At 41.8% G+C, this 15910-nt stretch carries 10 protein-coding genes; 1 reads left to right on the top strand and 9 read right to left on the bottom strand.

What is annotated here, in order from left to right; genetic code table 11:
* From AC1DPQ_RS03090 to AC1DPQ_RS03050, 9 genes are all read right to left on the bottom strand, one after another.
* On the bottom strand, positions 1-850 hold an 850-nt coding region (locus AC1DPQ_RS03090), incomplete at its 3' end, for a glycosyl hydrolase (protein ID WP_477607886.1).
* A 184-nt stretch (positions 851-1034) separates the two neighbouring features.
* Positions 1035-1583, bottom strand: a complete 549-nt coding sequence (locus AC1DPQ_RS03085; RefSeq protein ID WP_477580395.1) for a GNAT family N-acetyltransferase — start codon at positions 1581-1583, stop codon at positions 1035-1037.
* Positions 1584-2285: 702 nt separating this feature from the next.
* Positions 2286-4139 carry a glycoside hydrolase family 2 protein gene (locus AC1DPQ_RS03080; protein ID WP_477580393.1) on the bottom strand — a complete coding sequence of 618 codons (1854 nt, stop codon included), beginning with the start codon at positions 4137-4139 and terminating at the stop codon, positions 2286-2288.
* A gap of 297 nt (positions 4140-4436) precedes the next feature.
* Positions 4437-5516: a glycoside hydrolase 5 family protein gene (locus AC1DPQ_RS03075; RefSeq protein WP_477580391.1), complete on the bottom strand. Its 1080-nt coding sequence runs from the start codon at positions 5514-5516 to the stop codon at positions 4437-4439.
* A 15-nt stretch (positions 5517-5531) separates the two neighbouring features.
* The gene (locus tag AC1DPQ_RS03070) at positions 5532-6614 is read right to left on the bottom strand and encodes a glycoside hydrolase family 43 protein (protein ID WP_477607884.1); all 1083 of its coding nucleotides are present in this window, start codon (positions 6612-6614) and stop codon (positions 5532-5534) included.
* A 74-nt stretch (positions 6615-6688) separates the two neighbouring features.
* Positions 6689-7678 (bottom strand): glycoside hydrolase family 43 protein, encoded by a 990-nt coding sequence (locus AC1DPQ_RS03065; protein WP_477580385.1) that lies wholly within the window; start codon positions 7676-7678, stop codon positions 6689-6691.
* A 372-nt stretch (positions 7679-8050) separates the two neighbouring features.
* A complete protein-coding gene (locus AC1DPQ_RS03060; RefSeq protein ID WP_477580383.1) occupies positions 8051-8752 on the bottom strand; it encodes a DUF3823 domain-containing protein in 702 nt (233 codons plus the stop codon).
* A 12-nt stretch (positions 8753-8764) separates the two neighbouring features.
* Positions 8765-10669 (bottom strand): RagB/SusD family nutrient uptake outer membrane protein, encoded by a 1905-nt coding sequence (locus AC1DPQ_RS03055; protein WP_477607882.1) that lies wholly within the window; start codon positions 10667-10669, stop codon positions 8765-8767.
* Positions 10670-10688: 19 nt separating this feature from the next.
* Complete coding sequence (locus tag AC1DPQ_RS03050; RefSeq protein WP_477607880.1) at positions 10689-13892, bottom strand: SusC/RagA family TonB-linked outer membrane protein; 3204 nt, start codon at positions 13890-13892, stop codon at positions 10689-10691.
* A gap of 948 nt (positions 13893-14840) precedes the next feature.
* Here AC1DPQ_RS03050 and AC1DPQ_RS03045 point away from each other — a divergent pair.
* The coding region (locus tag AC1DPQ_RS03045) for a ligand-binding sensor domain-containing protein (protein ID WP_477607878.1) at positions 14841-15910 on the top strand (1070 nt) is incomplete at its 3' end.

Here is a 15910-nt window from a genome sequence, read left to right as displayed (position 1 = left end):
CCCCAAAGCGCATAACCGTCCATTTGCCGGCAGGTGGGGTCCAGTTCAGCGCACCATCTGAAGACATTTTGGAAGTGAGGTCTAAAATAGCTGATTTTTCTATGCCTTTGCTCTTTCCTGCCTGCCCGGCAAATGGGGAGGAAAGATATGGTTTTACCGTTCCAGAACTATAAGGCGCACGGTAGTAAAGGGCCTTTTCATCAATATCTGCTATTTTGGTTGTGTGTTCTTCAAAAGGAAAAGCCAGCACAACTACATCTTTATAATAAGCCATCCACTCCTTTTTAAAATCCACGGTGAGATTGTCTTCACCGAAAAATGGCCTTTTTGGTATAGGAACAGGTAGCATGATCTTGCCTTTATCTGCCGATGAAACCACTACCTGACTGGAAACAAGGTGCTGCATAGATTCCTCAGCTTTTACCCAAGGCCCACCACTTCCTGTCCATCCCGGCCCTATGCCTAAAGTAATCTCGATGTCAAGCCGTCTGGCTTCTCTTTCTGCATGTGCAAAAAGACTGATCCACTGTTTGCTTAAAAAATCTACTTTGCCGCGGGGTATGCCCACATTAACTTCGAGAAAAACCAGGTTACCGATACCGGCTTTTTTCATGGATTCGAGATCTTTGCTTATCGATTCTTTAGATAGGTTCCCATCCATAAAATACCAGTATACCCCAGGTTTATAGCTATCCTTTGGAAGGAGGAAGTTAGTCTTCATTTTACTTATACCCTGTTTTGGCACATCGATCTGCGATTTCACAACGTTGGTCGCAAAAAAGCATAAAATCAGATAAATATATTTATTTCTCAAAAATGCCATGGTGTTTGAATAGTTGAGCGCTTTCATTTTCTGGTATATTATATATTTGGTTAAAATCGGCTCACTATGATGTAAAACTACTTCATTAAGCAATCTGTAAGTAAATCGTTTTATTAACAAATATATCATAATTCAGATCAGCTGTTTTTACCGAAATGCATTTTATTTTTCTTTATTTGATAAATATTTTTGCCTAAGCGGCAGGAGCAGATTAATCTATTGAACCGGAGAAGATATAGGTGAGCATACCCGGAACATTTGCATGTGTATTTTGATAATCGCTTTGCGCAATTTCAAACCCCATTTTTTCAAGTAGTTTTACAGAAGGCGGGTTATCGCTGGATGGGCAAGCAATAATGGTTTTAATGCCCATTACCTCAAATGCATACCTGAGTATACAGGTAATAATCTCTACCATGATACCTTTACCCTGAAACTCAGGAAGCAACTCATATCCTAGTTCCACGGTCTCATTCTGAATATCAAAATTCCAGAGGCAGGCTGCTCCTATCATTGCGGCATCACCCTTATAAGAAGCAACCCAGTATATAGATTCATCATTATTGATCAGGTTGTCAATTTTATTGATGTATGCAACGGCTTCGTTAATATGAAGAAAGGGCGCCTTACCTGTTAAGGCAGCCACTTCAACATCCGAACGCAATTGATAAATTACCGGAGCATCTTCCAGCGAAAGTCTGCGAAGGACCAATCTGTCGGTTTCGAGTACAGGGAAAGTGGAAAAATCGAGTTGTTTCATCTGGTTAACTTAAGGAAGAATTGCTGCAGTCAAGATTATTATCTAGCGGAAGATAACGATTTTTCCATATGAATTAAAGTTTCTCGATCAGTACAAGGCGAATATAACCAATTACCACTTAAAGGTACTTGCTGGCAGGGAGCATCGACGCCGACTCACGGAAGAAAGCCCCAAAGCAGGGCCTGGCTTTACCTTTTAGGTAACCAAAAGGTAAAGAAAAGGTAACCAAAGGGTTAACCTGGGGTTAACTTGGTATAGAGAAAGGGTAAACAACAGGTACAGAAGGGGTAAATAAAATTTGCGTTTTTTTTGATTGTCCTATACAAAGTACCCTTGCGTTGCGGACAAAAAAAAACTCATTTACAATAATAAAATCATTGAAGTTGTATCATAAAAATAGAATTGTCATCCTGTCCAAAGGACTCCTACGGAGAGAGTAATTTATTTTATAAAAATCAAAATGGATGACAGAAGCTTTTTTTTTGTAGTGGTATGCTACGAAGAATAGTCATTGCGAGAAGGCTCTTTCAGCCGACGAAGCAATCTTACAACGATCGCTACTAGCGTGCGCATTAAGATTGCTTCGTTCCTCGCAATGACGACCTTTCTTAACAGATCTGTCAATGGTATTCTGTCTAATCTACAGATACAATTGCAGCGCACCTTTTTATGCTGAGCATACGAAAAGCGATAACCCTACTGCTATTGCTTTACCGATACATTTATCTGATAAAGCTTATCGTGCAAAGCTTTCATCTGTGCTTCAGAAAACTTGATATCTTTTCTATCATAGGTCATCAAGCCGTTGGTTTCTACTTCAACATCGGTAGTTTGAGTATACACTCCGGCAGAAAGCCCTAATGGGATTAATTCTGCTAAACGTTTCGTAAACTGCGCGTATTTATTAAACAAATCGATTTTGTTTTTAAAACTCTGATAGCCCCAGTTATTTTTCTGTTGCCACACGTGGCCATCAATAGGCAGGCCAAGCCCACCAAACTCGCCCAGTACAAGGGCATAGTCTTTTCCAAAATAATCAGGACTAGGCATAGCCGGATGTGGGTAATTGTGCAGGTCGATAATATCGCCAACCGGATAAAAATTACCTCCACTGGCCGTATTCACTAATCTTGAAGGATCTTTCTCTTTTGTCCATTTGGCAATTTCTACTGTTTTAAACTGCCCCCAGGCCTCATTGAAAGGTGTCCATACTACAATAGAAGGCACATTATAAAGTGCATCGATAATGGCATTCCACTCTTTTTTGTAATATCCTTCAGATTCGGCACTTCTGTTTTTATCCGATCCATGGTCTAAAATACCTGGGCGGTTTTCCCAGCCGTTACCCAGGTCGCCGCTTGGCATATCCTGCCAAACCAGCATACCTGCTTTATCGCAGTAGTAATACCAACGTGCGGGCTCTACTTTAATGTGTTTTCTGATCATATTAAAACCCATTTCTTTGGTTTTATCTATATCGAACTTTAAAGCGGCATTTGTTGGTGCAGTGTAAAGCCCATCTGGCCACCAACCCTGATCTAAGGGACCATACTGGAAAACAAATTCGTTGTTTAAGAGCATGCGCTGAATACCGTTCTGATCTTTGCCGATTGAGGTTTTGCGCATGGCAAAATAACTTTTCACCTCATCTACCTTTTTATTTTTAGAGATCAGCTCAACTTTCAGGTCGTATAAAAATGGATTTTTAGTATTCCAAAGTTTAGGGTTCGCAATTTTTAAACTGATTGCGCCAGTGCCATCAGTGGTCTGTTCAGCCACTTTGGTTGTACCATCCCATGCCGAAACCTTAACCTGATCTCCTGCAGCGGCACCTGTTAAAAATGGGCTAACCGTTACGGTTTGCTGATCGATATCAGGCGTTATTTTAATATGATCGATATGTATTTTGTTTACCGCCTCGATCCACACTGTTTGCCAGATACCGGTTACCGGGGTATACCAGATGCCCTCCGGTTTTTTTACCTGTTTTCCCCTTGGTTGAGGGCCTTCATCCGTCGGGTCCCAAACTTCTACGGTTAAAGTCTGGTTTCCACTCTTGTTTAAAAACGGCGTAATATTAAAACTGAAAGGATCGAAACCGCCTTCATGTTTACCTACCTCTTTACCGTTGATACTCACCGTACTTCTCCAGTCAACAGCACCGAAATGAAGCAAAATTTCTTTGCCTTTCATGCTTGCAGGCACAGTAAAGCTGGTTTTGTACCACAGCAAGCTATCTTTACCTACTGTTTTGCCAACACCCGAAAGGGAAGATTCTACCGCAAAAGGCACAAGGATTTTACCCTGATTAATTGCCGGCTGTTGTGATTTTGCAGAAATGGCATAATCCCAAAGTCCGTTGAGGTTTTTCCAGTTACCAGTACGCTCAAACTGGGGCCGCGGATATTCCGGTAATACATTTTTAGGATTGACTTCCTGGGCCCATGGTGAAGAGATTTTCCCTTTTACCATCGACCACGATTTGTCCTGCTGCTGCGCAGAAAGGGAAAGTGAGAGTCCCAGCAGCGAGAAAAGGATAGATACTTTTTTGTTCATTGGTTTAAATTTGTGTGTTAAAGTTGGGTTTGGCAACGCTATTGAGTTAAGTATTAACTAATGTCAGTCTGTCCAAAGGACTCCTTCGGAGAGCTTATCATCCTTCAACCCGGCTATCAAGGACATATTCTAAAAATCGGCGTCATCTCGACCGGAGCAACGCGTAGTGGAGAGATCTTTGGACTAGATTAAAAGATCTCTCCACTACGGTCGAGATGACGATCGATTGTAAACCTGTCATCCATCTCCTTTTTTTTGGCTAAATACTAACTTCTATCAATGAAAGAAGAATATGGTTTATTTGTTGTTAAGTTTTTTAATCAGGTTAACTTCATCCAGGCGGTACGGGGTACCATCGGGCTGAAAGATTTCGTGAAACCACTCAATCGGATCAGATCCATCGGCAAGCGGGGTATCCCATGCATATTTGGTGTTGGTTTTACCCGCAGCAAAACCCCAGTTAATGGCGCCTACATTTTCGTTTTTTAGCATCGGCAAAATGTTAGCGAAACGGCTATTGCGTGATCTCGCCATATATTCGGTACAGATTAATGGACGACCGCTGGCTTTTAACAGATCGATGGTTCTTTGGTGCCAGTCTGGTGCCTCATAGTTATGGTAGGTTACAATATCTGAGTTGGCCAGCTGTATTTCGTTAAGCTTTTCGAAACCCCAGCTCCACAATCCGATAGAAATCGGCTGATCGGGATTAACCGACCTTGCCCAGTTAATGGTTTTGGTTAACAAAGGTATGGTGGCTTCTAACTTTCCGCTATTTCCGGGTTCATTGTACAAATCCCATAACAGAATCCTTTTATCATGTGCAAAATAGGTAAGTACATCCTTTACATATTTTTCGAGTTCAGGGAAATTGGCTTCTTCTTTAAAAGCAGGATCGCCGGGATCTTGCAACCAGCCCGAATTGTGAATACCCGTTTTAGGCTCTGGCTGTTTACCAATGGCCGAAGTTTTATTCCAGCAATCGTCGAAAAAAACAAACATAGGTTTAATACCATGTTTTTGGGTAATGGTTAAAAATTTGTCCATTCTCTTTTTAAAACCTTCAGGATCCTGACTCCAGGCTTTACTGAATAAGAATACGCGCAGCGTGTTAAAACCGATTCCTTCGGCCCAGCCCAGTTCTTTATCGATCAGATCGGGTGAAAAAGTATCGGCCTGCCACATTTCCAGCTGGTTAATTGCATTGGAAGGAATGTAGTTGGCACCTGTTAACCATTTATGTTCTTTGTACCAGGCATTGGCTTTTTCTATCGACCAAACCTTTGCAGGTTCAGCACTTTTTTTTGTTTTTTGTGCAAAACCCAAGCTAATGTTAAAGCTCAAGACAGCAAGTAGCGCGTAGTTTTTTAAGTTCATATCGGTATATCTGATTTAATTTTTATTACGGTTAGCTGGTGATGTTATACTCAATCCGGCTTTTACAGGAGTTCCAAAATTTGGTGTACCATCGGCATTCCAGCTAAATTTTTGGGCCCGGGGCGATCGGAAACCTCCACAGCCCTGGCCCGGTTTATCATTGGCGTGATATAGGATCCAATCTTCTTTTCCATCCGGCGAAGAAAAAAATGAATTATGGCCCGACGCATAAACGCCATCTTTTGGCGATTGCTGAAAAACAGGCTGACCGGATTTTGTCCAGGAAGCAGGTTCGAGCAGATTGCTTCTAGCCGAAGCTGAAAGCATACCCAAAGCATAAAAATCTGTCCAACAGCCACTGGCCGAATAAATGATAAATATTTTATCACCATGCGGCAAAAACTGAGGCCCTTCGTTTACATCCACGTGCGCTCCTCCGCCAAGGTCTCCGATTTTTTCCCAGCTAAATTTGGGTGTAGAAATCTTCACCCGTTTACCCTCTACTGTCCAGGGGTTTTTAAGTTTGGCGATGAAAATTTCCTGCCTGCCATTTTCATCTCCCTCCCATCCAGACCAGATCATATACAATTGGCCTTTAAAATCGATCACATCTCCATCAATGGCCCATTTATCAGTCGGATCGGTAATTTTGCCTTTAAATACCCACTCGCCTTTCATCGGATCGGCAGAAGCATTTTCCAAAACGTACATGCGGTGGTTTTCGTTTCTCCCATCATCGGCTGCAAAATAAGCATACCATTTGCCCCTTAAAAACATCACTTCTGGGGCCCAGATTTCTTTACTGTACATGGTTCCTGCAGGCGCGCGCCAAATGGTTTTCCGCTCCGCATCTCTTAAACCATCCAGGGTTTTGGTTTTCCAAAGATCTACACGGTTTCCTGTAGTATGGGTATAGTAATAATAACCATCTTTATAAAAGCTATATGGATCGGCACCCGATGGCAATAAAGGATTGGTAAATGTTTGTGCATGTAAACCTGTTACGTGTAACAGGCACAATGCGACAAACAGATATCTTATTTTCAAAGCATTCATTTTTAAATTCTTACGTCTTTTATATTTTTTGATCTGCGGCATTCCTTAATCTTTAAAAAAAGCGATTTCTTTTCTTAAATAGGCCTATTTTTATCTCAATATTTCTACAAATGCAATCAATTAATCTTTGCTGCGCTTTGCATTAAAAACCGAAAACTTTCGGGATAGATCTGCATGCGAAAACCTCCATTTTTCTCTTTTATAAAGGCAGCTTTGATTATAGCCGTAGCTCTTGGCGATACTTTATGATCTGAATGATGGGTATGAAAAACATATTGTAATGCTCCGCTTTTATCTATAAAGAAATCGCCATGCCCGGTGCCGTTTATTTTCAATACCTTTTTACTGATAATCGGGTTGCCCTGATACTTTATCCATGGTCCGGTAGCTGAGGTTGAGGTAGCATAACCCACTGCATAATCAGGATTTCTGAAATCATTAGCCGAATAAAAAAGATAGTAAAGATTTTCCTTTTTGATTACCGTTGGCCCTTCGGTTACCGGCCAATCGGTTTTCGCTGTATTTTCCCAGGGTGCTGTTCCTGATAAACAAAATTTTGTTGTTTCAGGGATTACATCAGAAAAATCATCTTTCAGTTGTGTTACAAAAATCCTGTTACCGTGATCGAGTTTTACATGGTAGAGGTAGTTTTTTCCATCTGTATCGGTAAATACAAAAGGGTCGATCTGCTTGCCCGTGCCTGAAATTGCTTTTAATTCTTCCTGGACAAAAGGCCCTGCCGGACTATTACTATGCGCAAAGGCAATCTGCTCATCGGCAGTATAAGCCATAAAATATGTTTTGCCTCTTTTAAATACCTGAGGCGCCCAAAAACCCTTGCTCCCAAAGGCATCGCCCTTTTTTAATGCAAATCCTTTATTTTTTCCGGTCGGTTTGGTCCAGTTTTTAAGGTCGCTGGATGAATAAACCAGAAAGCCTTCATCGCTACTTGTGCCATATAAATAATATACACCGCCATCCAAAAAAATCGTTGGATCGGCCAGATAAAGGGTGTCATTCAATGCCTTTTTGTACGGATTGGCAAATGCTTGCTGGTCCATAAAAAATACTGACACGCTTAAAAAAAAGGCAAAAAGATATTTCATTTAATATGATTTGCTAAGGGTAAGATAATGATTCTTTATAATGTGTAAAAGCATGCATGTCATCCTCAGGGTTAATTTATTGCGTAAAAGACAGGGGCTTTTTTTTTGCAGCGATAAGGCTGCGAGGAATCGTCATTGCGAGAAGGCTTTTTCAGCCGACGAAGCAATCTTACAACGATCGCTACTAGCGTGCGCATTAAGATTGCTTCGTTCCTCGCAATGACGACCTTTCTATAGGATCTGTCAATGATAGCTTATCGAAGGATTGGCTTAAATATATTTATTAAAGCGTTTCGACAAGCTCTCCGTAGGAGTCCTTTGGACAACGTGACAAGTTCCATTTAGATTTTCCTTCTAAAACACCTTCCTTGGTTAAAAACTTATTTTGGTTACAGGTGTAAAAACCAGGTCATCTACTCCTGCAATTTTGACCCCTATCCTGGCAAAAACATAATTTTGTGTCGGTACAATCGTAGGGATATTTACACTCATATTTAAGTTATTCAGGTCGGCAAGAGCTGCACCCGTAAGTTGTTGTGTCGCAATGTTATTGCCCCCATCTACAAACTGTGTTTTGTTGATATACAGCGATACACTTTCTATATCTTTTGCATTGGCATCGGTAATGATTTTTTCCAGTTTGCAGAATCCGTTCACTTTTCCAGATGCAGCTGTTAAACTAGCGCCGCGGATCATGTAGTAAGGCATTACTTCTATATCCATCACTTTGTTACCGCTAATGTTTACCGCGATGGTATCTTGTTTACCGGCTGCATTCTTTTTCCACAAAAACGGCCCCTGGTTTGGTGAGAAAACCAGTTTATAGTTGCCATCAAATAACTTAGCCGAAAAATTACCGTCCTGGTTAACGTTTACATTTAATGCGGAGTAATTGCCAAAACCAGATTGCCAAAGTTCGAAATTTACCTGGCCGTACTGCACATTGATTGCTTCGCCCTTATATACGATCCTTCCTGTAAAATCGGCTGCGGGCGCCTCGTAATTATCTTTTTTACAAGAGGAAAACAACACGGCTATAATTGCCCCTATGATGAAATAAAGTCTATTTTTCATGTCTGTATCTGATTATTGATTAGGGTTTCTGATAATTTTCGGGTTGCCGTTAAGTACATCCTGCCCGATTGAAGAGTAATAATTGCCGATACGGAAGCGGTGTGCTGCAGTTACACGGCTGGGTTTAATCACCTTAAAAATATACTTTAAATGATTTGCATTGCCCGGATTATAGTATTTATAGGGCCACAAACCAAACACTTGTGTGCTGGTACGTGTTGCGCTACCGATATTGCTGGCATTGGTAAAATCAGCAACCGACATATTGTTGCCGTTCCATACCTTATCGGCCAGTCTCCAACGTTTCATATCCCAAAGCTGATGTCCTTCAAAGGCGAATTCTACTTTACGTTCGTGTACAATACGGTCGAAAGTAATATCGGCCGGACTTAGTGCTGTGGTTAATCCTGCACGGTCTCTTACCGGTTTAATATAATTGGCTGCAGTAGCTGCATCGCCCAATTCAAAAGCAGCTTCGGCAGCATTTAACAATACCTCGGCATAACGGTAACGCACCCACCAGACATCACTTCGGGTACCAATCTGACCTGAACCTGTAGCAGGATCTAAATATTTACGCACGTAAAATCCTGATTGTGCGCTGAATTCAAGCCCATCAACAGGACCATCACCACCCACTACCTGCACCGAACCTGGGTTACCGGGAAGTACATTGCTTTTACTTTGCGCAAAATTGTCGCCCGTTACAATTGTACCATTTGCCAATTGATAGCCCGCCCATATATCAACTGTTTTACCTTTAAACTGTGTTCCCGGGAGAATTACAGTGCCGGCTAAACGTGCATCGCGGCCAGCAAAAATATCGGTGATATTGGTGTAATAAACCGGATTTCCGCTGCCATCAACAGCAGCCAAAGAGGCATAAGTATTATCTAGCTTTTCGAAAGACTGCACCAGATTTAACGAAGGGTTTAACCTTCCTCCCTGTGCTTCTTCGGCAGAAGAGCGCGGTTGGTTATCGATTGTAAAACCATGAACTTTATTGGTTTTCAATTTAAAATCTTTAGCAAATATTACTTCCGGATTGCTGCCTTTATCGGTAAAAAGGGCTGCAAAATTATCAGACAGATTTGGGTTCTTTTTGTAAAGCGAATATTTACCGCCATCGATAATTTCTTTTGCGGCATTTAAGGCTTTGGTAAAATAACCATTGGCCATTGCAGCAGGAATGCCAATCTCTCCACCTGGAAGGGTTAATTGGGCATTGCTATATTTGGCAATTGAACCTGCATAAAGTGCAGCTCTCGATTCCATGGCCAAGGCCGCAGCTTTTGTAGCCCTGCTTTGTATGGTTGCATTATCTGGAAGTATGGTTTTAACGGCTTCCAGTTCAGCAATCACAAAATCGTAAATTTCAGATTCCTTTGCCCTTGGATATTGCAGGTAACTTGGATCTCCGCTATAATCATAAGCCAGGGGAACAGTAATCAGCGGAACGCCGCCCATTCTTTTTACCATCTCGAAATAAACACCGGCCCTGATAAAACGCGCTTCAGCTAAAAAACGATCGCGGTCTTCAGCCTTTAAAGCGGTAGCTTCCTGCCCACGTTTAATAAACAGATTCAGGTCGTTTACAAGTCTGTAAACGCCTATATCCCAGTATCTCCATGCATCGTATCCATATTCCAGGTTCTGGTGGCGACCATAATCGCCGCCTGCTGAAGCAAAACCCTCATCAAAATCGGCAAATAACCACCATGATTCGATACGTTGAAAATCAGGGAAACGATCGTACAGATCGCCAACCACAGTAAGTACCAGGTTAGGGTCTTTCCACACGGCATCAATCGGCAGGGTACTGGTAGGTTGCTTATCCAAAAATTCGGAATCTTTTTTACACGACTGCGCAAAACTTAAACATGCAATGGCAGCAAATGCGTATATATATTTTTTCATTTGATTAGTCTTTTTCATGTTACAGCGTTAGTTTAAGGCCTATATTAAAGAACTTGTTCTGTGGATATTGCAATCCATTATCGTCTGCAATTTCAGGATCTACACCATAATCTTTCAGGTTATCGATAGAGAACAGGTTGTACCCGTTTACATATACCCTTGCATTCTGGATTTTGATTTTTTCTGCCCATCTTTTTGGAATGGTGTATCCGATTTCGAGTGTACGGGCACGCAGATAACGTACGTTGTGCAACCAGAAAGTTGAGTTTCTGGTGTTGTTACTATGATCGCGGTCATTAAAACGGATTGCAGGATATTTACCGGCCACCCATGGGCTGTTCAGGTCGTAAAGATTAGTATGGTGCCAACTGTYATCAGCAAAATTCTGTAGCAAAGCACCTCCGTTCTGGAATGCCCAGCGCTGCTCCCAGTTCTGGTTCCAGGAATACATGGCGCCACCAGAAAAATCGGCGGTAAAATCGAAGTTTTTATAAGAACCGCCAATGGTGAAACCAAAGCCGACGTTCGGCTGTCCCGTTGTGGTATAACCAATGGGTCTTTCATCTAAACCATCAATAATACCATCGCCATTCTGATCTTTGTAAATTAAATCGCCGGGCAATAAAGAGCGGTTGCCTTTTCCATCGATGTTAACTTTGTAATTATTGATTTCATCGATACTCTGGAACTGACCGGTTACTTCATAACCCCAAAATATATCGGCATATCTATCGGTACCATTACTTCTGTAATTCTCCCATGAGTTGCCAAAACGTGGTTTATATCTTTCTAAAAGTTTCTTTCTGCTAATGGAAATGTTTCCGCCGACATTGTAGTTAAACTCGCCGATTTTATCTCTGTAGTTTAAAGAGAATTCACCTCCAAACTGTGCATCGCTCTCCAGGTTTTCAACATTTAAAGGATACCCCAGTTCAATCGGAACAATCACGTCGTTTTTAATGGCGGGTAAACCAGAGCGTTTTCTATAAAAATAGTCTGCTGTTCCTGAAAGTTTACTGCCGAACATCGTAAAATCAAGGCCGATGTCGGTAATTTTGCTTTTAAACCAGCTTAGGTTATTGATAATCGGCCCCTTATCTCTTGAAGTAGTAATGTTTTTCCCATCCAATATCACGCTGCCCTGATTGTAGTTATAACCCGGGATATAAGCGAAAGGATCGATACCCACATCATCATCCCCTAATACCCCATAAGAAGCACGAAGTTTCAAATCGTTTAAGATATTGCTTTCTCCCAAGAGCGATTTCATAAATTTTTCTTGTGTAATTCTCCATCCAATTGATGCCGAAGGGAAATAACCAACACGTCTATCTGGAGCAAATTTCCAAGAGGCGTCTCTACGACCGGAAAGCTCGAGGTAATATTTATTGTCGTAGTTGTAATTTAACCTACCCACATAACCGATACGGGCCTGCTCTTCCTGTATATCAGCAAAATCCTGCCCATCCATATCGGCAAACTGCAGCACAGGTAAAATATTAGTTTGTGGTACAGCATGCTGAAAGGTATAAGTTCTAAAACGATCCAAGCGCTCGGCTACCAATACCCCACCAACGGTATGTTTGCCAAAAGTGCGGTTATAATTGGCCTGAAGCTGATAGGTATTGGTGTATACTTTTTCATTTCTGCGCTCTCTGTATGGGTTTGAACTGCCTACTTTTTGTTCGTAAATGCCCGTTTCCGGATGGTAGGTATATACATTATAGGTATACTCATGTCCATTAATTACGTTATCGGCAATGTAATAAGAATATAAACCTTTTATTTCCAAACCCTTTATAGGCGTTTCATAAGAGGCTGATAAATTGGTCTGTAAAACCCTCCAGTCTGATTTCCAATAACCGCTTAAAGCTTTACTCTGAACAGCGAACTGCTCGGTATTGTGCCCGATATCGTTCGGATAATTCGGATTGCCATTGGCGTAAGCCTGCTCAGTAGGTCTGTTTCTCAACAAGGCAAAACGGGCAGCCCAGTAATCATCTCCTCCCGGTACACCTGGTTGATCGCGGCTTTCGATACGGCCATTGATGAGCATACCCACCTTAAAACGATCGGTGATTTTAGCCTCAATATTACTCTGGATATTGGTCCGGTTGAAATCGAATTCCCTTGCTGTTCCATATACGCCCTTCTGATCTAAACGGGTAGCAGAAAAGTAATAGTTTACCCGGTCACTTCCACCCGAAGCGCTTAGGTTTACTGAAGTTTGGGGTGCGTTAGGTGCAATGATAATGTCTTTCCAGTTCTGGCTTTGATAGCCATACTCTGTACCCGCTTTCCATTTATCCAGTTCGGCCTGGGTAATACTGGTTGCGCCGTTCTGGTTCATTTCTGCAGTAGCCTGTCCCACTTTCCATTGGTAAGCATTGGTCGTTTCCGGGAAACGTACCCAGTTCTGCCAGCCTGTGTAAGCATCAACGCTAAAAGTATTGCGGGTACTGTTTTTTCCCCTTTTTGTGGTTACCAAAATTACACCATTTGATGCCCTACTACCATAAATAGCAGCCGACGCATCTTTAAGCACACTGATGCTTTCGATATCATTAGGCGAAATATTATTGAACTGGCCAGCATCCTGTTGAATACCATCGATAACATAAAGTGGATTACCCATATTACGGATCTGGATATTGGCGCTCGCACCAGGTCTTCCGTCAGGCATCCTGAAAGATACACCTGGTAGCTTTCCGGCCAAGCCTGTACTCACGGTAGAACCGCCATGCACTTTTTCGAGATCTTTGCTGCTGATTGATGAAATGGCGCCCGTAATGGCTTCCTTTTTTTGTGTGTTGTAGCCCACCACAATAACCTCTGACAGATCGTTGTTAGATGGCTTAAGGCTAACATTAATTTGCGTACGGCCAGCCAATGCTACTTCCTGATTGGCATAGCCCACATAAATAAAGATCAGGGTAGCATTTTTATCGCTTACCTGAATTTTGAATTTTCCATTGCCATCGGTAGTTACCCCCGTGTTGGTACCTTTAACTTTAATACTGGCGCCAACAACCGTTTCGCCCTTTTCGTCGGTTACTGTTCCGGCAACAGATGTTTGCTCCTGGGCACTGAGCTGAAAGGAAAGTAAGATTAAGGTGATGGAAGTAAAAATAGCGGAGAGGACTTTACGTTTCAAAAACATTTTTTGAAGCGGATACCAATCCAGGCAGACAAAGCCACCATAAGAGAATAAACTTCTTTTCATATTAGGTTAGGGATTTGGTTAGTTATAGAAGTAAATGGATTTAGTTCTATTTAATTCTTATCCAAAGATTCRGTTTTTAGCTTTTCAGAGGGATACGCATTTGTATCAATCTTTCTTCATTTTGTCTCGATTTGTATTGAAGGAGTCTGTTTAGCCACGGAAACTCAGAAACACTGAAAATGCCGCTCAATGCGTCATCCTGAGGTTTAATTTATTTTATAAAAATCACTAAAGATAACATAGAAGTTCAAGGAGATAGCTCTCTCAGCTTTCGTCATTTCGAGCGAAGTGCAACGCAGTCGAGAACCCGAAGGCTCAGCGAAGCTAAATCTACCTAGATAGATCTCTCCATTTCGCTGCACTCCAGTCGAGATGACGATGTTTTTTATTAAAGTCTATCAATGGTAGTTCAGCTCAGGATCTTAAGCAACAGTTTTTTTTGGAAACGATGGGGCGGGCACATTTCGGTTAAGGAAGCCCTGCTATCACTCCAAGTCCTCTCCCGATAGAAAAAATCGGGATCCGGGCTTTACGTTTTATCAGGTTTATTTAACGCAGGCCTTTAGTGCTATTGAAATCAGACTTTGCAGATTTTATACGCTGGGTTTTGCGTTAGGGATTGTAAGGGTTYAGTRCCGATCCTTCATCGGTACCGRAGCGAAGCGCAGCCCTGCAAAGCCCGACCTTTGCGCAGCTTAGGTAACGCCCGGATTAGTCTGCAATTGGCAGTTTACAGTTTTCAAGTCTATAAAAAGCGTACACTCAGATTAGTCTGCAATTGGCAGTTTACAGTTTTCAGGTCTATAAAAACTGAGTTTCTTAAATCTTTAAGGTTCTCCCAAATAAAAATGGAATCTGTCTCAATCTTTCTACTTATCCGCTCAAATTCAATTTAGCCTGAAAGCAAAGCATTTCTTTAATATATTTGATGCTGCTGACCAAGATATCTTGAAAAAACTCTTCATCCTTTTATGTCTTTTGTTTTCGGTCCACCTGCTGTGGGGGCAACCTTATTATTTCAGGCATTACCAGGTAGAAAACGGACTTTCTAATAATACCGCCTTTTGCAGTGTGCAGGATGGAAACGGTTTTATGTGGTTTGGCACGAAAGATGGCTTAAACCGGTTTGATGGTTATTCTTTTAAAACCTATCGCCACGACCCAGACCAGGCTGGCAGTTTAGGCAACGATTTAATCTATGCACTTCACCACGACCGGGAGCAAACACTTTGGGTAGGTACCAACAGCGGCGTGTACCAATACAATCCGGCAAAAGAAAGCTTCAGCATCATCAAAGAAACCAAAGGGATGCGGATTATAGATCTGGCCAGCGATCAGCGTGGAAATTTATGGATCTTGTCTTCATTCAAAATATACCTCTATCAAAAGCGCAGTAAGAAAGTACAGGCTTTTACCCATAATGCACCTTTTGATGCCTCACTGGTAACGGTTTTAAAAGATGGCAGCGTATGGATCAGTACCGGAAAGGGGACGCTGGAAAAATACAATCCAAAAGCGAATAATTTTCAGCGTTTTAACATCAACGGTAAAAATGCAAAAATAGAATACGGCTGGGTATCCAGAATTGCGGAAACCGAAAATGGCAATTTATTGGTCGGCACCACCAATCAGGGGGTCAAGCTCTTTAATCCGGTAACCTTGGCATCAAAAAATATACTGCGGTTAAACGACGACCAAACACCAATTTTTGTACGGGATATCAAAAAAACAGGGCCTCATGAGTTTTGGATTGCCACCGAATCGGGCATTTACATTTACAATGACGAAAACGGAGCGATTATCCATATTAAAAAACAGTACAATAACGATTATTCTTTAAGCGATAATGCCGTTTACACCATCTGTCTTGACCGCGAAGGAGGCGTTTGGGCGGGCACCTATTTTGGCGGTGTAAACTACTATTCGAGCCATACTTCCCTGTTTACCAAATACTTTCCGCAAAAAGGTACAAACTCGATCAGTGGAAGTGACGTAAGGGAAATTACCAGGGATGGTAA

The organism is Pedobacter sp. 01T416_2, from assembly GCF_056398925.1.
This window is presented reverse-complemented; position numbering and strand designations above follow the sequence as displayed.

What these genes read in the sequence shown, in the direction of transcription:
- AC1DPQ_RS03060 (WP_477580383.1), bottom strand. Translation starts at nt 8,752, where the DNA reads ATGAAAAATAGACTTTATTTCATCATAGGGGCAATTATAGCCGTGTTG.
- AC1DPQ_RS03075 (WP_477580391.1), bottom strand. Translation starts at nt 5,516, where the DNA reads ATGAACTTAAAAAACTACGCGCTACTTGCTGTCTTGAGCTTTAACATT.
- AC1DPQ_RS03055 (WP_477607882.1), bottom strand. Translation starts at nt 10,669, where the DNA reads ATGAAAAAATATATATACGCATTTGCTGCCATTGCATGTTTAAGTTTT.
- AC1DPQ_RS03080 (WP_477580393.1), bottom strand. Translation starts at nt 4,139, where the DNA reads ATGAACAAAAAAGTATCTATCCTTTTCTCGCTGCTGGGACTCTCACTT.
- AC1DPQ_RS03070 (WP_477607884.1), bottom strand. Translation starts at nt 6,614, where the DNA reads ATGCCGCAGATCAAAAAATATAAAAGACGTAAGAATTTAAAAATGAAT.
- AC1DPQ_RS03065 (WP_477580385.1), bottom strand. Translation starts at nt 7,678, where the DNA reads ATGAAATATCTTTTTGCCTTTTTTTTAAGCGTGTCAGTATTTTTTATG.
- AC1DPQ_RS03085 (WP_477580395.1), bottom strand. Translation starts at nt 1,583, where the DNA reads ATGAAACAACTCGATTTTTCCACTTTCCCTGTACTCGAAACCGACAGA.